This is a genomic window from Bacillus sp. SRL543, from assembly GCF_984799205.1.
Window position 1 is genome coordinate 2370538 of record NZ_OZ481794.1, and the last position, 21541, is coordinate 2392078.

General features: G+C 46.0%; 18 protein-coding genes, 2 pseudogenes and 1 other annotated feature. Of the genes and pseudogenes, 1 reads left to right on the top strand and 19 read right to left on the bottom strand.

All coding sequences use genetic code 11. From position 1 onward, the window contains the following. The first annotated feature begins 2 nt into the window (after positions 1-2). Positions 3-260, top strand: coding sequence for a YpbS family protein (locus AC4E8B_RS11860; RefSeq protein ID WP_490219227.1), 258 nt, complete (start codon positions 3-5; stop codon positions 258-260). A 55-nt stretch (positions 261-315) separates the two neighbouring features. Here the strand turns inward: AC4E8B_RS11860 and dacB are convergent, their stop codons facing one another. From dacB to AC4E8B_RS11955, 19 genes and pseudogenes are all read right to left on the bottom strand, one after another. Then, on the bottom strand, positions 316-1803 hold the full coding sequence (gene dacB, locus AC4E8B_RS11865) for a D-alanyl-D-alanine carboxypeptidase/D-alanyl-D-alanine endopeptidase (RefSeq protein ID WP_490219229.1): 1488 nt from the start codon (positions 1801-1803) through the stop codon (positions 316-318). 162 nt (positions 1804-1965) lie between these two features. Then, complete coding sequence (gene ileS / locus AC4E8B_RS11870) at positions 1966-5031, bottom strand: isoleucine--tRNA ligase (protein ID WP_490219230.1); 3066 nt, start codon at positions 5029-5031, stop codon at positions 1966-1968. Between the two features lie 55 nt (positions 5032-5086). After that, positions 5087-5324 (bottom strand) — a binding site (T-box leader). A 22-nt stretch (positions 5325-5346) separates the two neighbouring features. Continuing rightward, positions 5347-5676, bottom strand: a complete 330-nt coding sequence (locus tag AC4E8B_RS11875) for an MGMT family protein (RefSeq protein WP_490219232.1) — start codon at positions 5674-5676, stop codon at positions 5347-5349. A 32-nt stretch (positions 5677-5708) separates the two neighbouring features. Continuing rightward, positions 5709-6518: an endonuclease I family protein gene (locus AC4E8B_RS11880; RefSeq protein WP_490219234.1), complete on the bottom strand. Its 810-nt coding sequence runs from the start codon at positions 6516-6518 to the stop codon at positions 5709-5711. Next, positions 6515-7477, bottom strand: coding sequence for a S8 family peptidase (locus AC4E8B_RS11885; protein ID WP_490219236.1), 963 nt, complete (start codon positions 7475-7477; stop codon positions 6515-6517). The genes AC4E8B_RS11880 and AC4E8B_RS11885 overlap by 4 nt, the downstream gene beginning before the upstream one ends. A 145-nt stretch (positions 7478-7622) precedes the next feature. Continuing rightward, positions 7623-8696, bottom strand: coding sequence for an undecaprenyldiphospho-muramoylpentapeptide beta-N-acetylglucosaminyltransferase (gene murG / locus AC4E8B_RS11890; protein WP_490219238.1), 1074 nt, complete (start codon positions 8694-8696; stop codon positions 7623-7625). A gap of 111 nt (positions 8697-8807) precedes the next feature. Next, positions 8808-9563, bottom strand: coding sequence for an exodeoxyribonuclease III (locus AC4E8B_RS11895; RefSeq protein ID WP_490219240.1), 756 nt, complete (start codon positions 9561-9563; stop codon positions 8808-8810). Between the two features lie 23 nt (positions 9564-9586). Further along, positions 9587-10126, bottom strand: a complete 540-nt coding sequence (locus AC4E8B_RS11900) for a mismatch-specific DNA-glycosylase (protein ID WP_490219242.1) — start codon at positions 10124-10126, stop codon at positions 9587-9589. A 98-nt stretch (positions 10127-10224) separates the two neighbouring features. Continuing rightward, complete coding sequence (locus AC4E8B_RS11905; protein WP_490219244.1) at positions 10225-10662, bottom strand: peptidylprolyl isomerase; 438 nt, start codon at positions 10660-10662, stop codon at positions 10225-10227. Between the two features lie 301 nt (positions 10663-10963). After that, positions 10964-11434: pseudogene (locus AC4E8B_RS11910) on the bottom strand (methyl-accepting chemotaxis protein); the annotation flags it as partial. 291 nt (positions 11435-11725) lie between these two features. After that, positions 11726-12268 (bottom strand): annotated as a pseudogene (locus tag AC4E8B_RS11915) (protoglobin domain-containing protein); the annotation flags it as partial. 191 nt (positions 12269-12459) lie between these two features. Next, positions 12460-12978 carry an HD domain-containing protein gene (locus tag AC4E8B_RS11920; RefSeq protein WP_490219647.1) on the bottom strand — a complete coding sequence of 173 codons (519 nt, stop codon included), beginning with the start codon at positions 12976-12978 and terminating at the stop codon, positions 12460-12462. A 119-nt stretch (positions 12979-13097) separates the two neighbouring features. Continuing rightward, positions 13098-13292: a hypothetical protein gene (locus AC4E8B_RS11925; protein ID WP_490219246.1), complete on the bottom strand. Its 195-nt coding sequence runs from the start codon at positions 13290-13292 to the stop codon at positions 13098-13100. A 211-nt stretch (positions 13293-13503) separates the two neighbouring features. Continuing rightward, positions 13504-15573 carry a transglycosylase domain-containing protein gene (locus AC4E8B_RS11930; RefSeq protein WP_490219248.1) on the bottom strand — a complete coding sequence of 690 codons (2070 nt, stop codon included), beginning with the start codon at positions 15571-15573 and terminating at the stop codon, positions 13504-13506. A gap of 91 nt (positions 15574-15664) precedes the next feature. Beyond that, positions 15665-16405: an STAS domain-containing protein gene (locus AC4E8B_RS11935; protein WP_490219249.1), complete on the bottom strand. Its 741-nt coding sequence runs from the start codon at positions 16403-16405 to the stop codon at positions 15665-15667. A 139-nt stretch (positions 16406-16544) separates the two neighbouring features. Then, entirely contained in the window at positions 16545-17525 is a 981-nt protein-coding gene (locus AC4E8B_RS11940) for a ring-cleaving dioxygenase (protein ID WP_490219251.1), read from the bottom strand. A gap of 338 nt (positions 17526-17863) precedes the next feature. After that, positions 17864-20101 (bottom strand): AAA domain-containing protein, encoded by a 2238-nt coding sequence (locus tag AC4E8B_RS11945; RefSeq protein WP_490219253.1) that lies wholly within the window; start codon positions 20099-20101, stop codon positions 17864-17866. Then, positions 20073-20213 carry a hypothetical protein gene (locus AC4E8B_RS11950; protein WP_490219255.1) on the bottom strand — a complete coding sequence of 47 codons (141 nt, stop codon included), beginning with the start codon at positions 20211-20213 and terminating at the stop codon, positions 20073-20075. The genes AC4E8B_RS11945 and AC4E8B_RS11950 overlap by 29 nt, the downstream gene beginning before the upstream one ends. 4 nt (positions 20214-20217) lie before the next feature. Beyond that, positions 20218-21438 carry an MFS transporter gene (locus AC4E8B_RS11955; RefSeq protein ID WP_490219257.1) on the bottom strand — a complete coding sequence of 407 codons (1221 nt, stop codon included), beginning with the start codon at positions 21436-21438 and terminating at the stop codon, positions 20218-20220. Between the last annotated feature and the right edge of the window lie 103 nt (positions 21439-21541).

Here is a 21541-nt window from a genome sequence, read left to right on the forward strand (position 1 = left end):
CGATGAGTGTACACCATGCTTTAACCGCACATGCCAAGAAATTGAACACCAGAATCACCCGCTTCCTTGAGCTTGATGCTGAAAGAGAAGCTTATATTGAAGAAGCATTATCTCTCTGCAAGGCAGGAAAGTCATTTTCAACAGAAAAAATCAATATAGTGACAGAAGAAATCAATCAGCTTGCCAAGCAGGGAATCGTTCCTTCAAGAAAGCTTGTGACTCCGGCTATGGTCCTTGAGTATGCAGGCCGTTTAAAGTAAAGCAAAAAAGAAGCAGGCAGATTCCTTATAAAAAGGCTCTGCGTGCTTCTTTTTGTCACGGCTGTTCTGCCAGCAAGATTGCGATTTTATCTTCTATGATCTTTGCCTTGCTGTCATCTTTGAGATTATTAAGGACAACGCTGAAAATGAGCCTGTCGCCGCTTTTGGTTTCAGCATATCCGGAAAGGGAGCTTACAGTGGAGATTGAACCTGTTTTCGCTTTAATCTTTCCTTCTGCTGCCGAGTTTTTCATTCTGTTGCGAAGTGTGCCCCCTGCCATTCTGTCCTGTGCTCCAGCCACTGGGAGTGATTTTTCAAAAGAGGGATACCACTTTTCAGACTGGACACTGTATAAAAGCTGTGATAATTCATTAGGCGGAATAAGGCTGACGTGGGATATGCCCGACCCGTCACGGAGGATCAGCGTATCTTTATTGACGCCCCAGCGTGCAAGCTGCTCGGATACAGCTTCAAGTCCTTTTTCCCAGCTGCCTTCGTTCTTTATCTTTTTGCCCATTTCCTTGACCAATACTTCAGCATGGCTGTTGTTGCTCAGCTTCATGAAAGGAATCATCAGGTCCTTCAATGGCATTGATTGATGAGCGGAAAGCAGTGAACTCTTCCCGGGAGCTTTTCCCTGAGCCGGTTTGCCAGTGACAAGGATCCCCTGTTCCTTCAATGCCTGGCTGAATAGATCAAGCGCATAGCCGGCCGGTTCCCACACGGCAATCCACTCCCTGGACCTGCTGGCTTTTTCAGGTATGGTCCCGGAAATGCGGATGGTGTTCGTCCCATGGTCACGTTCAATGGTGATGTCCTTTTTGCCATCGGCCGGGACAGTGGCTGCCTCGTTGATGATTTCAACATAGCCGGTTTCAGGCGTCAGCGAAACTGCCGGCGCTTTCCCTGCAGATTCCCCCGGATTCACTTCTACAATGACTGTGCCTGCATCATAATCTTCATTTGGCGAGGCAGTCAGTGCTGATACCTGGCCGCCGTAATAATAGGATTCGTCACTCCAGTTCAGGTCCTTTGAAAGCCTGATATCATCATACCAGCTGTCATCGGCAATCAGGCTGCCATGGATGGTTTTGATGCCTTTTTGCTTTAACTCGGCTGCCATCTGGTCAAAGTCGCTCTTCATTAGAGTAGGATCGCCTTTTCCTTTCAGAAATAGATTTCCATGCAGATTGCCTTTTTTGTATAGTCCATCTGTCAGGACCTCTGTGGTGAACCGGTAATCTTCGCCCAGGAGCTGAAGAGCAGCAGCTGATGTGAGCAGCTTCATATTGGAGGCAGGCCTCAGCCGGATGCCGCCGATATGGTCATACAGCAGCTCGCCCGTATCTGCCTTCCTGATGCTCACTCCTGCAAGCGCTCCTGAGAGAATTGGATCGTTGTTCAGAAGCTGGTTGAGCTCTGCGGTCAGGCTGTCCCCTTCTTCTTCTGCCTCCGCCTGGCGGGAGAGTTCGTAAGCATAAGGGGAGGCAGAAATGAACAATAAAGCTGTTATCAAGATTACAATTTTCCACCTTTTCATCAATCAGCATCACCCTCCTATGGCAAGACTTAACTTTCAATAAAAGGTTAAGTCTTGCCTTATTTAAAAGTATTAACAGTTACTTCTCTTTGAAAGATGATTTTCCTTTATTTTCTTCGTGAGGAAAAAGTAGTGTTTTTGAAAATTGAGCCGTGCAGCTTATGATTATGTTAATGAGACAGCTATCAATTCCCCGCCAAGCTTTCCATTTAGCATCGGGTCTTGCAGCTGCTTGAAAGCAATCCCTTCAAGAATGATGTTGGTGTATAAAAGATCCTCAAATTCACGCAGTATTCCTTCTGCTTCAGGTGTTGTATCGATAGTCAGCCTAACTCTTTTATCGATTGGAAGCTCAAGCTTCTTTCTTAAATCCTGTATTCCCCTGATAAAATCCCTTACATATCCTTCCCTTTTTAATTCAGCGGTCAATTCTGTCTTCAAAAGAACAGTCATATTTCGCCCGCTGCTTTCTGCGTAGCCTTGCTTTGGGAGTCTTTCCACGGTTGTATCACTGGCTTCGACCTGCAGCTTTTCATCGCCTGCCTGCAGAACGAGGCTCCCTTTCTCCAGCAGCTGGCGGATATCTGCTTCAGGGAGCTGCTGCAGCGACTGATGAACGAGGCTGGCTTTCTTTCCGTATTTACGGCCTGCTGCTTTAAAATTCAGCTTCAGCTGGCATGTGTATTTTTCCGTCCAGTTTTCCGCCCAGGAGATTTCTTTTATATTCAGTTCTTCCTTGATGACCGGGCTGAGAGCTTTTAATTTTCCTTCCTGTTCCTTGCTGCACTGCACCAGCATTTCGGCCAGCGGCTGCTTTGTCTTCAGCTGCCGGGAATGGCGGATGCTTCTGCCCAGCTCCACCAGTTCCATGACTTCGAGCATGCTTTCCTCGAGCTTACTGTCAATCAAAGCGGAATCTGCTTCTGGGTAGTCTTCAAGGTGGACGCTCCTGCCTGTCAAATCCAAATAGACGCTTTCAGCTATAAAAGGCACGAAAGGGGCCAGCATGCGGGAGATATTGTCCAATAAAGTGTACAGTGTCTGAAACGCAGCGATTTTATCAGCTTCCATGCCCTTCGCCCAGAACCTTTCCCTGTTTCTTCTGATATACCAGTTGCTGACCTCTTCGATCAGCGTGCCTGCTGCCCTGCTGGCATTCGTTGCCTGGAAGCTGTCCATCTCCCTGTTTACCGTTTCAATGACACTATGCAGCCGTGAAAGGATCCACCGGTCCATTATATTTTCGGAAGAGTGGCGGCTGTCCGGGACAAAATTATCAATAGCACTGTAGAGGCTGTAAAAATGATGAATGCTTGCAAGCGAGTCCACCAGCTTTGATTTGGCCTCAGCTGCATTTCTTCCCGAAAACTTCTTTGGCTTCCATGGACTGCTGTCCTCCACAAGCGCCCATCTTAATGCATCTGCTCCATATTCAGTGATCAGCTCTGCCGGATCTAAGGCATTTCCTTTGCTCTTAGACATTTTCTGCCCATTTTCATCGAGGACATGCTCAAGGGCGAGGACATTTTTATAAGGCAATTCGCCTTTGTATAAGACTGCAACGGCGAGCAAAGAGTAAAACCATCCTCTGGTCTGATCCACACCCTCTATGACTGCATCGGCCGGAAACTGCCTTGAAAATGCCTCTGTGTGTTCAAAAGGATAATGATGCTGGGCATACGGCATGCTTCCAGAGTCAAACCAGACATCGATGACCTCAGGGGTCCTGGCCATGTTACCATCACAGTCCGGGCAAGAAATTTTCACTATATCAACATAAGGCTTATGATAATCAGCGAGCTTTCCACTGGCTTCAGACAGCTCCTGCAGCTCCTGAAAGCTTTTTGGGGCTTTCTCTGCCCCGCAAGCTTCACAGACCCAAACATTGAGAGGTGTACCCCAATAACGGCTCCGGCTGATATTCCAATCCACCATCCCTTCAAGGAATTTGCCGAAACGGCCGTTTTTCATGTGGCTTGGATGCCATTCAGCCCGGCTGTTAAGCTCAAGAAATTTCTCTTTAAGCGAAGATGTTTTGATGAACCAGCTGTCAGCTGCGTAATAAAGGAGCGGAGAGTCGCACCGCCAGCAAAATGGATAGCTGTGTTCATACTTTTGTTTATAAAATAGAAGATCCATGCTGCCGAGCATTTTTAAGATGTCCACATCGCAGTCTTTGACGAACCTCCCTGCAAGAGGCGGAAATTCATCAGTATAACAGCCTTTAGAATCAACGATATTGATGAAAGGAAGTCCATTTTCCTTTATGGCCCGGTAGTCGTCTTCTCCGTAAGCGGGAGCAATATGGACGATTCCTGTGCCGCTGTTTTCAGTGACAAATTCAGCGGCAATGACTTTGTGCGCACCTTCTAGCCCATCAATCTGAAAAGGAGGCTCATATTCCATTCCCGCAATCGCTTTGCCTTCCAGTGTTTCAAGGATTTCATCATAGCGTTGAAAAAGATCTGCCACCCTGTTTTCAGCCAGAATAAAGATTTTGTCTCCGTTCTTTACTCTTGCATACTGGACCTGCGGATGGACAGCCAGCGCAACATTGGCCGGAAGAGTCCATGGCGTTGTGGTCCAGCCGAGGAAAAATTCATTTTCCCTTCCCTTCAGCCTGAAGGTGACGGTGGCGCTTAAATCTTTTACATCTTTGTAGCCCTGTGCTGTTTCATGGGAACTCAAGGAAGTCTGGCAGCTTGGACAGTAGGGAGATACCCGATGGCCTTTGTAAAGCAGACCTTTTTCGTGGATGGTCCCAAGGATATGCCATACCGATTCGATATATTCATTGCTTAATGTCATATAAGGATCATCCATATCCGTCCAGTAGCCAAGCTGCTCTGTGAATGCCCTCCACTGCTTTTCATATTCAAATACACTTTCACGGCATTTTTCGATAAAAGCACCTACACCATAATCCTCAATTTCCTTTTTTCCTGATATGCCGAGTGCTTTTTCCACGCCCAGTTCAACCGGAAGTCCATGTGTATCCCAGCCGGCTTTTCTGATTACCTGCCTCCCTTTCATCGTCCAGTAGCGGGCTGTCAGATCCTTGTATGTCCTGCCGAGAGCATGGCCGGCGTGGGGCAGGCCATTGGCGGTCGGAGGCCCTTCATAAAAAACAAAAGGAGTTCTGCCTGCACGATTGGAAATGGATTTGGCAAAAATATTTTCCTGCCTCCAATACTCCCTGATTCTGTGTTCTCTTGCCATAGTGCTTTCCATTTCAGTACCTGCCTTTCTCTTTGATTTTTAGGGAAATAAAAAACACCCGCCCCTGTAAAGGGACGAGTGTTATACCCGCGTTACCACCCAAATTCTATTGCAGACGCAATAGCGCTCATCAACGTACCATCATACGCGTTCCTTTTAACGGCGGACACCCGTCAGGACTTACTATGTTTCAGTCCTGCATCTCAGAGATGATGTTTCAGAAAGATCGTTTCCGCCGGCTCTCACCATACCCGGCTCGCTGAAGGAACATTCCCTTTCCTACTTGTTCTCGTCATAGAATTTAAGATTTTTATTATCTTATCAGAATCAGGAATTATTATCCAGCCCTTTTTTTGGCTCGTGCAGAAAATTTTCCAGAAGGATTGTTCCTTTGCCGTCTACAGTGACGCCTTCCGCTTCAAGGAGAAATCTCTGTTCCTCCCGGCCCAATGGATCTTTCATGCTGATTTCGCCCATTTTGCTGATGACCCTGTGCCAGGGAAGCTTCTCCTGCCTGCTCAGCGAATGAAGAATCCGGACGACCTGCCTGGCTGCCCGGGGGCTGCCTGCAAGAGCGGCTATCTGGCCGTAAGTCATTACTTTTCCAGCAGGTATTTCTTTAATGATTTTTATCGTTCTTTGAGTAAAAGGCTGCATAAAACTAAAAGTCTGACCTCCATTGATGTTTATTAGAATGTTTGAGCGATTTTCCCTGCCAGGTCAGGATAATCAATGAACGGATTGCGATTGCCCTGCAGCTCCTCTATTGCCGCATTCCTGTGCTTTTCATATATGGATGCAGGGAATTCAAGATGCCATTTATGGAGGAGCATGCAATTGATTCCATGTTCTGCAGGCTTGAAATGCTTATACCTCAGGAAAAAGTAAAAGCATGCCCGGGCTGCGATTCCTTTGCCGTACTCCGGCTCAAACTTCCCTTCTTCAGCCATGCCGCAGCCGCCCCTTATGCCGAAAGCAGAAGCTTCCGGCTTGTAGGCAGGAAAATCTTCATAAGGAAAATTGCTTCTCATGCTGTTGCATGCAGGCTCACAGGCGAACAAATGATGGAGATCCCCCTTCATCGGCTGCTGTTCACTGAACCAGGACTGCGGAATCACATGCTCGCAATTCAGCTTTGTCTGCGTGTCTCCGGTCCGGTTCCGCTTCACCAGGACTTCTGCATCGTGCTTAATGCTCTCAGCCGGATCCATTCTGCCGCCTGAATAGAGGCTTTTTAGAGAAAGGTTCTCCTGCAGGTCCACCCAGGGATATAAATAGAGATGAGGTGAATATTTCAGGACGGTCTTATGGGTTTCCTCCACAAGCTTTTGAAGGTCTTCTATAGCCTCAGCTGCCTCAAAGTCGAGGGAAGCATAATATGCATTGCATTTCTCGCGGTCTGCAGCTTCATCATAATATATACGCTCCGCGCTTTGGATCTGCAGGTTAGCCAGTGCAGCTTCCTGTTCAGCAGCAAGCTGTTCTGCCAGGCTGTTCATGATTTTAAGACCATCGGCAGAACTTTAGGTGTGAAAATATCTGAGAGGTGCTCAAGCAAAGTTAAATATACCAGGCCATTTCCTTCAAGCTTTGCTGAATTGCCGAGGGGAACGGTGCGCCTGATGAGCTGGGCGAACAGCTCTGCCTCTGACAGTTTCCTGTCAAAGCTCTTGTTGGCAGCATTTTTAATTAGCGCCATTGCACCGGACACATGCGGGGCAGCCATGGAGGTGCCGCTCAAGGTGGCATACTTCCCATTCGGGAAAGTAGATTGTATTTCTTCCCCTGGTGCTACAAGGTCGATTTCATTATGTGAATTGGTAAATTGTGAAGAATTCCTTTCCAGGTCGATCGCGCCTACACTTATTACTTCGTTATAGCAGCCGGGATAGGCAAACTCATCAGTAGAATCTTTGCCGTCCCCTTCATTGCCGGCTGCACATACAACAGCTATGTTATTCCGGACGGCTTCCTTTACAGCATCATGGAGCTCTGGAACATCATTCGGGCCGCCGAGAGACATGGAAATAATATCGGCTTTTTGGTCAATAGCGTAACGGATTCCTTCAATGATCCAGTCATACTGGCCGGATCCGTTTTTATCAAGCACTTTAACGATGAGCAGCTTTGAACCTGGCGCAACGCCCGATATGCCGGTCTCTCTGCCTTCTGCTGCAATGGTTCCCGCAACATGGGTGCCATGGCCGTTATAATCATTAAAAATATCCGGATTTCCGGAATCATCGCCAGTAAAATTCCTGCCTCCGATGATTTGGTTCTTTAAATCAGGGTGGCTGATGTCACAGCCTGTATCGAGTACAGCGATTGTAATGCCTTCTCCCCTTGTTTCTTCCCAGATTTTTGGCGCCTGGATCAGTCCGATGCCTTCCGGAATGCCTGAAACCGCCTCTGATTGTTCAATTACCTGATACGGGATCACACGTACACATTCTTTCATTATTTTCCCTCCTTCAGAGTAATTCAGGATGCAGAAACAAGATGTATCTCCATTATAGCAAATTTGAAGGAATATTCAGATAAGAAGATAGGCTTGATTTTCCTTCTGAGAAGCGAACAAAAAAGCGAACAAAGACCCAGGAGTCCTATTGCTGCTGCAATTTGTCCTTTATGTCACCAGCCATGACTGATAAAGCATCCTTCAGCTTTGATTCTCCCATCTTTTTCAATATGCTTTCCCTATTGCTGCTTAAAATGCCAATAAATTCTGATAGAGATGCAGCTGTCAGGTCTTCTTCCTGCAGGGTCAGCGAATAGCCTTTTTCCTCAAAGCTTTCCGCATTCAGGATCTGATCGCCCCTGCTTTGTTTCTTGCTCAAAGGAATGATAAGCATCGGTATGCGGAGGGCAAGGAATTCAAAAATAGCATTCGATCCTCCTCTGGTAACCGTCATATCTGTACAGGCAAGTACATCTGAAAGTTCACTGTTCAGGAATTCGAATTGCCTGTATCCTGGCCGGCCTTCCAATGCAGGATCAAGATTTCCTTTTCCGCAAAGATGCACAATTTGAAACTGGCCGCCAAGATGTTCAAGCTCCTGCCGCACTGCTTCGTTGATTTTCTTTGCCCCAAGGCTGCCTCCCATAATGGCCAGAACCGGCCTGGATCTGTCAAAACCGAGGAATTCCAGCCCCTTCTTCTTGATGCCAGAGAGGATTTCCCTTCTGATCGGCGAGCCGATTGCCTGTGCTTTTCCATTCGGGAGGTACTGCAGAGTCTCTTCAAATGAAGTATAAATCTTAGAAGCTAACCTTTTGGAAATCCGGTTCGCCAGGCCCGGGGTAAGATCGCTTTCGTGTATAAATATCGGGATCCCGAGCAGCTTTGCGGCTGCGATGACAGGCACGGAAACAAAACCGCCTTTGGAAAAAACGAGGCCTGGCTTGAGCTTTTTAAGAATCCGTCGTGCTTCGGTGCATCCTTTCGCCACTTTGAACATATCCTTTATGTTTTCAAAGTCGGCGTACCTCCTTAGTTTGCCGCTTGAAATCGAATGATAGGGAATGGAAAGCCCGCTGATCAGAGCTTTTTCAATGCCTTCTCTGCTGCCTATATAATGGATGTTTATATCTTCCCCCTCCAGCTCTTTAATCAAAGCCATATTAGGGGTGACATGGCCGGCTGAGCCCCCGCCCGTCAATACAAGTGTCTTTTTCATAAAACCTTCCTGTCATGGCTGTCCGGAATGGCAGGCTCTCCTGCCTCCTTCACTGCGCCTATTTTTATATATGTTGATTCCATTATATACAGAAAAAAAGCCCTTTATCATCTAAAGGGCCATTTCGAGCATGATCGGGCAGTGGTCGCTGCCCATGATATCACAATAAATCTTTGAATCTAGTATATGTTCTTTCAGTTTGTCAGACACGATAAAATAGTCGATGCGCCATCCGATATTCCGCTCCCTCACCTTTGCCATATAAGACCACCATGTATAGGCGCCTTCCTGCTCTGGATAAAGGAACCTGAAAGAGTCTACAAATCCTTCTGACAAAAGAGATGTCATTTTTCCGCGCTCTTCATCCGTAAACCCGGAGTTGCCTCTGTTAGACCTGGCATTTTTCAGGTCTATGTCCTGATGGGCGACATTAAGGTCGCCGCAGAGAATGACCGGCTTTCTATTTTCCAGCTCTAGGATATACTCTTTTATCTCATCCTCCCATTCCAGCCGGTACGGAAGCCTTGCCAGGTCCCTCTTAGAATTGGGTGTATATACATTCAGAAGATAAAAATTTTCAAACTCAAGAGTCAGGCTCCGTCCTTCTGGTTCTGCTTCCCTTCCGGCTATCCCGCAGGATACATGGAGGGGCTTTTCCTTTGTAAAAACGGCGGTCCCGGAATAGCCTTTTTTCTCGGCATAGTTCCAGTACTGGTGATAGCCATCCAGTTCAAGTTCAATCTGTCCCTCCTGCAGCTTTGATTCCTGGATGCAGAATATATCTGCATCTTCTTCCCTGAAAAAATCCAAAAACCCTTTTTTAACGCAGGCCCGGATTCCGTTAACGTTCCAAGATACTAATTTCATTCTAAAACCCTCCATGTTTTCCTTTAGCTGTCCTCTCCATGCCGGGAAGGTGCCTGTCCATGCAGGATGGCAGGCAATTCTTTATATATATCAATCACTTCATCCATTTTCATCCGCACCAGCCCGCTCGAGGAAGGAGCTGCAAATTCGATAACCCCTGGCACCACAGGATGATCCTGGCGGCCCCATGGTGCTTTCTTGCTGCCGCTGTATTCCAGGTAAACACCTTTGCCGACAAAACAGACTGCCTTTGGCTTCAGCTCTGTAATGAGTGAGATTAGCCTTGCTCTGCCTTCTTTATATTCATCCTTGGTTATTTCATCTGCAGCTTTGGTCGGCCTTGGAACGATATTAGTCAGGCCCATGTTCAAATCCAGCAGCAGGCTGTCTTCTTGAGGGAGAAATTTTTTAGGAGTGATGCCCGCTTCATAAAGGATTTTCCAAAACCGGTTATTCGGATTGGCGAAATGGTGTCCGGTCTCAGCCGACCGGATGCTGGGGTTGAAGCCGACAAAGATGATATCCAAGCCTGGCCTGAGATGGTCTTTTATTGGTTTTAGCATACCTGCTCCTTTCTTTGATCAAAAGCTGCCTGATTATAGTCCAGCCAGAAGAAAAGCTCTTTGAAAGTAAAAAAGAGCCAGAGGCTCTTTTTTGCTGGTTAGGCGTCGTATACTTCAACTTTTTCCATAACATCGCCGTTTTTCATCGCTTTAGCAGCTTCAACGCCTGATGTTACTTTACCGAAGACAGTGTGAACACCGTTCAAGTGCGGCTGTGGATCGTGGACGATGAAGAACTGGCTGCCGCCTGTGTTTTTGCCTGCATGTGCCATTGAAAGAGACCCTGATTCATGCTTATGCGGGTTGCCTTCTGTTTCGCAGTTGATCGTGTAGCCAGGTCCGCCAGTCCCGGTGCCATTCGGGCAGCCGCCTTGGCTCACAAATCCAGGAATCACCCGGTGGAAGTTCAAACCGTTATAGAAGCCTTCGTTTGCAAGCTTTTCGAAGTTTGCTACAGTGCCTGGGGCTTCATTCGGGTATAATTCAAATTCGATCTTCTCGCCGTCTTTCATTTGTATGTATCCTTTTTTTGCCATTGAAATCATCTCCTTGGATTGATGGCAGGCTGTATCTCAGCTAAATCTGTTCCGGCTGGGTGCCGGAAAGCCAGTTTAGAGAGTCAGCATCGCCAAGATTGAAAATCATTGATTATCATATCATTATTTGCGAAGGAAATAAAATAACTTGGCTTTTTTTCCCCTTTTGATTTTCCCAAATGGATATGTTAAGCTTAAAAAGCCCTTTCCGGACATTCGCTTGTTGCGGGACACTTAACCACTGTACGGACGGAAAGGGCTGGCGGCTGCTTATGCAGCCGCCATTTTATTTGCTTTTTCTTTATAATGTCAAGGTCAGTCCGGAAAGCATATCAGATGATGCTGCTACCTGGCCGGAGGCCTCCCCGATATCATCAAACACTTTATTCAAATCTTCCATTTCCTTCACGATGGCCAAATTCTTTTCTTTTACTTGTCTCATGGACTCAAGGATGAGGGAAAAATATTCATTGATTTCCTTAGACTGCACAGAGCCAGATTTAATATTTACACTGGCTTCTTCGATTGACAGTGCCATGATGCCTGACCGGTTTTCCATTTCACCGATCAGCCCTGATACTTCTGAGACTGCATTTTTAGTGTTTTCCGCCAGCTTCCTGACCTCGTCTGCCACTACTGCAAATCCTTTCCCATGTTCGCCGGCCCTGGCAGCTTCTATTGCGGCATTAAGAGCAAGAAGGTTCGTCTGGTCTGCAATCGAAGTAACGATTGCTGCGATCTGTTCGATCTGTTTAGAGCTCTCGATCAGCTGTTCCATGTTCTGGCTGATGCTGGAAATTGTGTCCTCGGCCTGTCCCAGAGTTCTGCCAAGCCCGATAAGCTTGTTCATTCCTTCTTCTGATTTTTCCTCTGCACCTACGGCTATATCTGACCCTGTCTTCGTAGCTCTCCTGATGTCATTCGTTCTGTCGGCTGCCTGCTCGATCGAAGCGCTTGTCTGCTCACTGATAGCGGCAAGCTCACCGGCAGCTTCTGCAACTTGTTGTTTCAGCTGCTCTTTATAGCGATCAGACTCTTTCCTGATCCGGGCCATTTCCTGTTCATAAGCTTCTAGGACTATCTGCTGCTCTAGGCTGATGATCTTTGAAACAGCCAGCATCATCTCAGTGCAGGGTCCTTTATCAGGGATTATGCCTACAATCATGCTGCATAGAGACAGATACAGATCCTGAAAAGCGCACATATACCATTTAGGCTGCAGTCCGATTTTGACATGGACATGTGCAATGACAAAACGCTGCTGAACAAAATCTTTATCTATCCTTCCGCTGAACATCTCATAAATGTGGGCGCTCAATGTTTTTTTCAATCTCTCAACAGAACTGTTATCCTGTATGATTTCAGTCAATGATTTTTCGGTCTCTAAATTTTTGTAGAACTGATCAATGATTTCAGGGATCTTTTCTTTCACATATGGCTGCAGAGAGTTTATGTAATTCAGGTCAATGTCCTTAAGTCCCATCATTTCAATCTGCCTTAAAATATCCTGGTCAAGATACTGATCGATTCCTATGTTCTTATGATTAGTAAGTTTGAAAGAATGCTCTTGCTTGTTCCTGCCTTTTTTAAATAATGTGAGTTGCATGCCGATTCTCCTGTCGGAATATTTTTACATTGCCTTATTATTTAAGTTTAAAAGAAACAGTGCAGTCTCACAATCTATTCATGGAGAAAGTAGTAGGTATAAAGAATCATTAAAGAATATTTTTAGATATATTATGAGAATCGAAGCCTTCAAAAGTATAAAAAAGGAATCCGCTTTATCAGCGAATTCCTTTATTCAGCCTCCAGGAAACTGTCGATTTTCTTATCAAGCCTTCGAAGGCTTAGAAGGGCCCTTTCTTCATCAACCATTCTGTAATGGTGGGCACCGCCAGGTTCTTCATCAAATTCGTCGGCCAATTTCACGATTGTTTGAAGTGGTGTGCGGATTACTTCTCCTCCAGGAAGGAAGGAATCTGTATGGAAAAGAATGGCCAGGGCAATTTCCTTTGCTTTAACAGGGTTTTCGCCAAGCCTGATCAGAAGCTTATGAGCCCTTTCAGCTCCTTTTATCGCATGTATATCATTTTTTCTGTAAAGATCATAATCCCACTTTCCATTTTTGTACCAAGTGTAATGCCCCATATCATGCAGGAGCCCTGCTTTTGCAGCCGTGTCAGGGTCAACGCCTCTTTCTTTCGCAAGCTTAAAGCTGTGATTGGATACAGCAACTGCATGGGCCACCCCAGATCGTGTCAAATACTTTTGGGCGATTCTGTGTTTGAAAATCTGTTCTAAAGTGACATCTCTCAATAAAACCATTCCTTTTATTATTTCTTTGAGGTTTTTGCCTGTGGTCGGCAATAGGACTCCTTGAAGAAGTTATCATTATTTTTTCCAGATAAAATCAGTTCAAAACATTGAGTATCTTTTTAGAATTTACGGGCATTCGATTTCTGCTTCCTCATAACTTCATATGATTTTTCAATGATATCAGCAAGCACGTCTGCTTTGTATATTCGGCCTATCTTGGTGTTTTCCTGATAATATTCTACAATTTCATCCAGCATCTGCAGCGTTTCTTTCTGCAGCCGGACATTTAATTGCGATCTTTGTTCATTTGGCAATGATAGCACCTCCTATTTATAGGATATCACACTGTTATCAAATAGCTATTACTTTGCTAGCAGTTTGCTATACATCATGGTGTGTAAGGGTTTCGGAATTTGTCGAATAAAATTCCTGTTGAATAATAATGTGCCGCACAGAAAAAAAGGAAAACATACAAAGATGCTTTCCCTTTGAATTCATATTGATTTTTGTGGTGAAAGGAAACCGTCAAATCCCGATTTTGTCCCAAATCTCATTCAGTTTTTCTTCTGTTTTGTTGAGCAATTCCTGGGCATCCTGCCACTTTTTCTTCCATTTCGGCATTTCTTCCTTCAGCCGTTCGCTGAATTCTTCAGCCTGTTCCTGGAGATCTGCATCAGGCTCAGTTTCTTCTGCAAGCTGCTCATTAACTGACTCTGTGCCGAATTCTTTCTGTTCTGTATAAGGAAGCACCTGCTCCATGATGCTTCTGAAGATCGGTACGACCGTTTCAGAGCTGCTGGTGGACAGATAATGCTCCCGGTCTGTTCTGTCATAGCCAAGCCACACAGCCCCAACAAGTGAAGGTGTATAGCCAACGAACCATTGATCTTTCGTGCCGTCAATGTCATTGTATGGCAGCTGGGTAGATCCCGTTTTGCCTGCTATTTGGACATCCGGGAGCTTGGTCCTTTTGCCGGTTCCGCTTTCAACCACATTAAGGAGCATGGACGTCATCTCCCTTGCCGCTGCCTTGGAAGTGACTTTGACAGTTTTTTTCTTTCTTTCTGCAATGACATTTCCTGTCGGTCCGACTATCTTGGTGATAAAGTGGGCATCATGCCTTTTTCCTTCATTAGGAAATGCCGCGTATGCTTCTGCGAGCTGCAGCGGAGAAATTCCTTTTCTCATTCCGCCAAGAGCGATGCCAAGCGCTCTGTCTTCCTTCTCTGTCGGGATTCCAAAACGCTTTAAAGAATCCATGCCTTTATCAATCCCGATTTCGTTGAGAAGCCAGACAGCAGGAATGTTAAGCGACTCTTCAACTGCTTTATACATCGGCACCTCGCCGGCATAAGAGCGTGAAAAGTTTTCCGGCTTATAATCACCGAAAGTTATCGGCTCATCCTTCAGGATAGAAGAGGCATCATAGCCTTCTTCTAAGGCGGGAGTATAAACTGCCAGCGGCTTCAAAGTGGAACCTGGCTGGGCCTTTATATGTGTCCCTCTGTTAAAGCCTCTGAACACATGCTCACCCCGGCCTCCAACAATGGCACGGACCCCGCCAGTCGACGGGTCTAAAAGGACTGAGCCGCTCTGCACCAGCTGTCCTCCTCTGCCTGCCGGGAAAAGGGAATCTCTGTCATATACCTTTTCAAGGCCGGATTGTACATTTTGATCGAGTTCTGTATAAATGGTATAGCCTCTTGTAAATATCTCCTCCTGGGTAAGGCCGTACTTGCTTGTTGCCTCATCAAGGACTGCATCTACATAATAGGGATACTTTCTTGCTTCTGTATCTGCACTTCCATCTTCCAGGGCGATTTTCTCCGCTATAGCCTGTTCATATTCATCGTTTGTGATGTATCCAAGTTCCTGCATTTTCCCAAGCACCGTGTCGCGCCTGCTGATGCTCCTGTCATAATGCTGATAAGGATCCAGAGCAGAAGGAGACTGAAGCAGTCCCGCCAGCAGTGCCGCTTCGCTGATTGTGACTCTGCTTATCGGTTTATTAAAGTACGTTCTAGCGGCCCGATCAATCCCCCATGCCCCGCTTCCAAAATAAACCTGGTTCAGGTACATCAAAAGGATGTCTTCTTTTTTGTAATTCTTTTCTATTTCGACCGCCAGGAAAATCTCCTCAGCTTTTCTTCTGTATGTTTGTTCCGGCGACAGCAGCGCATTCTTGGCGAGCTGCTGAGTGATTGTACTGCCGCCCCCTGTGATCCTGCCTGCAAACAGATTGCTGAAAAAGGCTCTTGCAATCCCTTTTATATCAAAGCCATTATGTTTGTAAAAGCGCTCGTCTTCTATACTGACAACAGCTTCTTTCATATGTTCAGGCAACTCTTCTATTTCTGCTCCGCCAGTCCTGTTTGCGGCAAGCTTTCCAGCTTCATCTCCATCTTTATCATACAGGACAGTCGACTGCTTAAGCCCATCTTTCAAAGACTGTACATTTGCCGTTGCTGCCAGGTAGGCAAAAAACAATATGGCAAGCAGCAGGGCCGTCAGGGCAGCAAGCAGCAGGATCTGTGTGATATGCTTTCTCTTCCAAAAGCGTTTGATATATTCCCAGACCTGTTTGAGTCTTTCCATCTATGCTTTCTCCTTAAATTCATATTCAATAATCTATTTTAACCAACTTATACAGAAAAAAGGAAGGAAAATGAAATTTTCCTTCCTTTTGCTAATACTTTTCCTTTAAGTGCCTGATGGCTGAATCCAGCTGTGAAAATGTTTCGACTCCTTCCAGCCTGATTCCGGCCTGTACCGACTGTACAGCAATATCCGGCCTTATGCCTGCTAATACAACCTCAATGCCAATCATTCTGAACCCCTGCATGAGCTTTACAAAACCGGCAGCATTTGCAAGCAATTTAATGGTGAACAGTTTAGACATATCGAAAATCAGAGCCCTGATCTGCTTTTGGCTGGCCGATTGCATGGCTTTTGCAGCAAGGTCTGCCATTTTGGCCGGTGACACATCATAAGGCAGTGCATGGAGGGAAAGCATCCCGATTTTGTCATCAACAAGGATGATATTGACTGTGCTTTCCTCAATGAAGTTTTTGTACTCTTCCTCCATCTTATGTCTTTCAGTAATATCGTCAAATTCAACCATAGCGCCTCTAATATGGTTATTTTCATCTTTAAGCAGGGTCGAACGCTGGCTTAAAGTCAATGTATACTTGCCCCAGGTATAAGGGAATATATCGTATCTGAAGTCTTTGCCCTGCTCAAGTGTGTGCTGGACGGTTCTTGTAAATTCGGGCGGATGGCCAAAAAATTCATCGATATTTTGCCCGATGGCTTCTGCCGGGTCTATTCCCAGTATATCTTTACATTTTTTATTCGCTACTTTAATGGTGAAGTGTTCGTCAATCGCCATAACTGCAACCGACAGATTATCCAATACAATAAAATCCATTTGTTATCTCCCTATATTTGCTAACTTAATCTTAACATAGCAGAAAAGAAAGAAAGATAAAAGTCTGAGTGAAAAAAACTGCCTGGGCTCTTTCATGTACAGCTCAATAGGCAGAATCAGGATAGTTGGCAGATTCAGCCTATCGATCGGTTTCAAGTGGCTTCAATTTAGCTTCTATCTCTTTTCTCCGATCTTCAAAATAAGGCGGTAAAGCAAGATTCTGCCCCAGCTCTTCAAATGGCTCATCACTCTCAAATCCCGGTCCGTCAGTAGCCAGCTCGAAAAGAATGCCATTCGGCTCCCTGAAGTACAGCGATTTAAAATAATAGCGCTCTACAAATCCGGAACTGGGGATTCTTTTTTCTTTCAGGAGGGCAACCCATTTATTCAGCTCTTCCTGGTTTTCAACACGGAAAGCTACATGATGCACACTTCCGCGGCCTGGCCTTTCCTTTGGCAGGTCATCCCGCACAATGATGTGTACCTCGGTCCCTGACCCTCCCTTTCCTGTTTCATATACATGTGCCGTATGGCCGCCAAGCGCAGTTGCGGAATAGGAATCTTTCTTTCGGAACCCTAAAAGGCTGACGAGGGTTTCTTCTGTCCGGCTCAGTTCGGCGACAGTCAGGAATACGGGTCCAAGTCCTAGGATTCCATGCTCGGCTGGGACAGGGCTTAGCTCCCATGGGCGCCCGCCTTCTTCCCCGGCGTTCGCTTCGTCAGAAATAAGTGCCAGTCTTTGATCTTCAAAGTCAGTGAAAAACAGCATGTTTCTTCCGCTGTCAGATGTAATGGCATTATATTCGACCCCGTGTTCCTCAAACCGGTCCTGCCAATATTCAAGGGAGCGGTCATTCGGAACTCTTAAGGAAGTAAGGCTGATGCTGCTGGTGCCGGGGTAGGTGTGCCCTGCATTCGGTATTTCAAAAAAGGTTAAGTCAGTTCCCGGGTTTCCCCTTTCATCTGCATAAAACAAATGGTAAACAGAAGTGTCATCCTGGTTTACCGTCTTCTTTACGAGCCTCATCCCTAAAGTTTTTGTATAAAAATCATAGTTCTTTTTTGCATTTGCTGTGATGGCAGACACATGATGGATGCCTTTTAATGGCAGCAAGTTCATAATAAGCACTTCCTTTTCACGAAAATATCCTTACTTCGAGATAATTTTACTTCTTTTTCTGTTTTTATGGAACCTATATGTTTGTATAATATACCGCACTGGAAAAATTTAATCTTGCATCCAGAGCTTTTTGGTGATATATTTATTGAGCGATGAGCTAATTGAATAAGCCGGCGGGCGCTCCTTTATTGGAAATGCACGATGTGGCGTGCAGCCTGCCGCCTCAATACGCAAGACCCCCTGTTTCAGGGGGTCTTTTTATGTTGTCTTACTAATAACTTAACTTGCTTTGATGTTATTGCACGATACAGAAATTTTCTTTTAAGAATCCGGTATATTCACAGAAATTGCGATTCAACATAGCTGGCAATGCTTTCAGATTGGAATCTGACAGCAATATATGGAGGTTTGATGTTTTTATGGCTGCAAAAAGGCATCCCAAGCCATAAAGTGCGGCTGTCAATGCTGATAAAAGGAAATGGTGCATCTTTCTGAATGAAAGCGGCTTGCTTCAAAGCCTCATGCCTTTTGTCTGAAATAAGCGTGACTCTCGCTCTCCCCGGCAGTCCTTTCACTATCCTGATCCATTCCTCGTCCAGTGCATGGGTTCCTGGCAGTGAAATGATGATGGAAGAGTTCGCCAGGGATAAATCATCTTCTATTTTGCCGGTTTTCCTGCTGTGAATCCATTGGAGTGCGGGGTGCTGATTTCTGATCCATCTGCCAATGCTTGAGGGAGAAACAGCCTGCCCCATCTGAAGCTGATGATCTGCCAGCTTGCGCCAAGTTTTTCCTGAATATACTTTTTCTTTTATAAACTGGATATCCCCTACCTGGATGAACTTTCCCCTTGTCCGGGTTACGGCTACATTTATAAGTCTCTCACTGTCTTTTCCTGTCATAAGCATCCCTGCTTTATCAAAAGGAAAGCTGTCTACAGTGTCAAAGACCATAACATCCCTCTCACTGCCCTGGAACCTGTGCACCGTTGCCGCCACAATGCCTGCAGCTGACGCTTCAGAGCTGTATACCTCTTCCATGAACTGTTCCATCAATGAAGCTTGAATCCTGTAGGGTGCAGCATATCCTATCGACCTTGCCCCATCCAGGTAAGCTTCGTGGATCAGCTGGAAAGAAAGCGCCAAATGCAGAAGGTTGCTTCTTGAGCCGCTGTTATTGTCCCTGAGGCCGTACATTCCCATTTCAGAGCTGTCAACCATGATCGAGGCCATGTCCTTGAAAGGCTTTAGTTCGGATATCCCTTTCCGCCGTTCCGCCGTACCTTCAAAGTCCGTAACAAGGGAATGATAAATATGCTTATTGGTAAAAGCAGAAATATCCGGGTGCATTCTTCTTTGTTCTTTCAGTAGAAACAAATGGGGGTGCATTTTTCCATTTCCCACTGCTGAGGCTACCCCTGAATGATGGAAAATGTCCTCCTTCAGCCATTTGCCTGCCAGTTCGGTCCTGGAAGCTGCGATTGGCGGGAGCTGTTTGAAATCCCCGCATATGATAATTCTTTTTCCCAGTGAGGCGGCAAGCGCTGCCTGCGGAACGTAGGCCATGCTCGCTTCATCCACAATGACAAGATCATACTGGCTCTCGTAAATCGCAGGATCTCCTGCTGCCCTTGCAAGTGTGGTCCCGATTATGCCTGCATCCTTCACATATTCGACTTCTTTTTTCCGGATCTTCTCCAGCACGGCGGCAAGCTTAGTTTCAATTTCAACAAGCTTTTCAGAATCCCTTTTGCTGAAAGAACGCCCCAAATCAGATTTCAGCAGCCTTTTTTCTTCCACTAAAGCTGATTTTTTATCTGCTAAATCAGGGTGGTGCTTTTCGATTAGCCCATCTGTATGATAAAGCCCGCCAGCATTGGCATCAGTGCCGGTCCTCGTACCATATCTGAGTATATCGCCTTCCTTAGGATCGGCTTTGCGGGCCGAGAAGGAGGCGATTTCAGCCATCAGCACATCTACTGCCTGGTTGCTGTGTGACAGAACGAGCACCTTTTGCTTCTTAAGGTACTTATTGGCCGCTGTCCGGGCAAGTGTATAAGTTTTTCCTGTGCCGGGCGGGCCCCAGACGAATGTAACCGGATTATACTTGGATCTCAAAATGAGCTCATGGACAGGCGATTTGACCTTTTCTTCCGGATGGGCTGCAGGCATGGACGGATCCATGAGCTTTTTTATGCGCAATCTCTTTGTTTTGCTTTTTTTTATGTCATCCAGCCGCTGGATGAGCTGGTCGATCAGCTCCCAGGGATCATGGTGGAGGGAAGCAAATTGCAAGCTATCGCCCAAATACTGATCGGCGGCTACAATGATATTTCTGCCCTCAGAAGACAGGATCCTTGCAGCTGCCTGTACATGTCCCCATAAGATTTTCACTTGTGATCCGGTTGGCACCTGAAGTTTGGTATCTGTTTCGAAAAAATAGACAAATCCTTCATGGCTTGATATCAGAATGCCGTTATAAAGGGAATATCTGCTGCTTCCATATTTTTTCATATGCTGTATTTCTGATTGCAGGGCCTTTTGCCATTCAGTTATCAATCTTTTTGTACTGCTCATACGTTTTCTTCCTTTTCTCAACAATCACCCAAGCTTCTCCTCCTGAAGGAGAGCCGGCCATTTTAATGAAAGATAATATAACACGGCTCCAGCCAAAAATCCAATCTGCCAATTAGTCAAGCACTCCCTGCTTCCTGCTGATTTTTAGTCCTGGCGGATATAAATGTGCGCACCATAATGAAAACTGTAATCATGATAAGGGTGCCATGGAAAAAGACTGCGAGCACCGGGAGGCTGGTCCGGTCCAGGACAGCTGGGGCCAAGATGAATCCGCACGCGAAACCAAGCGACTTCAGGAGCATGCCGACCCCGAAAATCCTGCCCCGTATATGGTTCGCTGTTCCTTGAAGGATCGTTGCATGCAGGGTTGTAAAGGCTGCGTCAAAAATGCCGGTTAAAAAAGCAACCAGTAAGATTACAGGGACATAGCTGCTGGATAAAAAGATAATGAAACCTGATGACATCAGGATTGCTGAAATAAAGCACGCTGCATAAACCCGATTGCCCCTTGCCCATCTCAGCTTAGGCAGCAAAAATGCAGACAGGATAGAACCAATTCCCCATGTACTCCAAATCAGTCCATAATAAAAGCTCTGTCTGTCAGGATTAAGCGCTTCGGCCAAAATCGGAATCCCGAGATTATGGGAGCTTCCGGCAAAAGAGCCTGCCAGGAAGACAATGTTGACGAGCATGAGCATGGGAGCAGCCTTCAAATATACATGAACCTCCTTTATGTCTGAGAAGATCGATGACAGTTTCCCCTGTATGGCCGATTGTCCCCAGGCTGGCCTGCCAGATGCCGATTCCCATTTAAGCAGCAGCAAAACCGCTGCAGAAATGAAATAGGTAGCTGAATCAATGATCAGTGTAACGTGGTAGCCTAACATATCTGTCAGGATTCCAGCGGCCAGGAATCCGGCGACCAGGCTGGCGGAAGTGAGCCTGGAAATGAGAGCATTTGTTTCAAGTACCTTATCTTCGCCAAAGATTTGTGGGATCTCCGCATTAAAGCTGACCATAAAGCTGCTGTTGGAAAAACCGATAGCAAAGGATACAAGTATAATCATATAAGGGGATGGGAACGGGATCAGGGACAAGATCAAAACGCCCCTGGCCAGGTCGCTGATAATCATGATCTTCCTTCTGTCGAACCTGTCTGCCAATATGCCGGAAAAAATGCTTGAAAATACGCCGCCGGCTGTCCTGAATGCCATGGCGGCAGCCATCCACCCGGTGCTTCCGGTAGCGGCATATATGATGACATTAAGCACGATTGTATCCATGAAGGTGCCAAAATCCGAAAAAGCTTTTACATACAACAAAATTTTTCTGTTCATCACTTTACTCCAGTGCAGTTTTCGTCTATTTTATCCGGTTTCTGAAAGTTTCGCAATACGAAGTTTTCAGGCAAATGAAAAGAAGTGCTTCTCAGAAGCACTT

What these genes read in the sequence shown, in the direction of transcription:
- AC4E8B_RS11860 (WP_490219227.1), top strand. Translation starts at nt 3, where the DNA reads ATGAGTGTACACCATGCTTTAACCGCACATGCCAAGAAATTGAACACC.
- AC4E8B_RS11900 (WP_490219242.1), bottom strand. Translation starts at nt 10,126, where the DNA reads ATGCTAAAACCAATAAAAGACCATCTCAGGCCAGGCTTGGATATCATC.
- AC4E8B_RS11885 (WP_490219236.1), bottom strand. Translation starts at nt 7,477, where the DNA reads ATGAAAGAATGTGTACGTGTGATCCCGTATCAGGTAATTGAACAATCA.
- AC4E8B_RS11895 (WP_490219240.1), bottom strand. Translation starts at nt 9,563, where the DNA reads ATGAAATTAGTATCTTGGAACGTTAACGGAATCCGGGCCTGCGTTAAA.
- murG (WP_490219238.1), bottom strand. Translation starts at nt 8,696, where the DNA reads ATGAAAAAGACACTTGTATTGACGGGCGGGGGCTCAGCCGGCCATGTC.
- AC4E8B_RS11955 (WP_490219257.1), bottom strand. Translation starts at nt 21,438, where the DNA reads ATGAACAGAAAAATTTTGTTGTATGTAAAAGCTTTTTCGGATTTTGGC.
- AC4E8B_RS11880 (WP_490219234.1), bottom strand. Translation starts at nt 6,518, where the DNA reads ATGAACAGCCTGGCAGAACAGCTTGCTGCTGAACAGGAAGCTGCACTG.
- AC4E8B_RS11905 (WP_490219244.1), bottom strand. Translation starts at nt 10,662, where the DNA reads ATGGCAAAAAAAGGATACATACAAATGAAAGACGGCGAGAAGATCGAA.
- AC4E8B_RS11935 (WP_490219249.1), bottom strand. Translation starts at nt 16,405, where the DNA reads ATGGATTTTATTGTATTGGATAATCTGTCGGTTGCAGTTATGGCGATT.
- AC4E8B_RS11875 (WP_490219232.1), bottom strand. Translation starts at nt 5,676, where the DNA reads ATGCAGCCTTTTACTCAAAGAACGATAAAAATCATTAAAGAAATACCT.
- AC4E8B_RS11945 (WP_490219253.1), bottom strand. Translation starts at nt 20,101, where the DNA reads ATGAGCAGTACAAAAAGATTGATAACTGAATGGCAAAAGGCCCTGCAA.
- AC4E8B_RS11940 (WP_490219251.1), bottom strand. Translation starts at nt 17,525, where the DNA reads ATGAACTTGCTGCCATTAAAAGGCATCCATCATGTGTCTGCCATCACA.
- ileS (WP_490219230.1), bottom strand. Translation starts at nt 5,031, where the DNA reads ATGGAAAGCACTATGGCAAGAGAACACAGAATCAGGGAGTATTGGAGG.
- AC4E8B_RS11930 (WP_490219248.1), bottom strand. Translation starts at nt 15,573, where the DNA reads ATGGAAAGACTCAAACAGGTCTGGGAATATATCAAACGCTTTTGGAAG.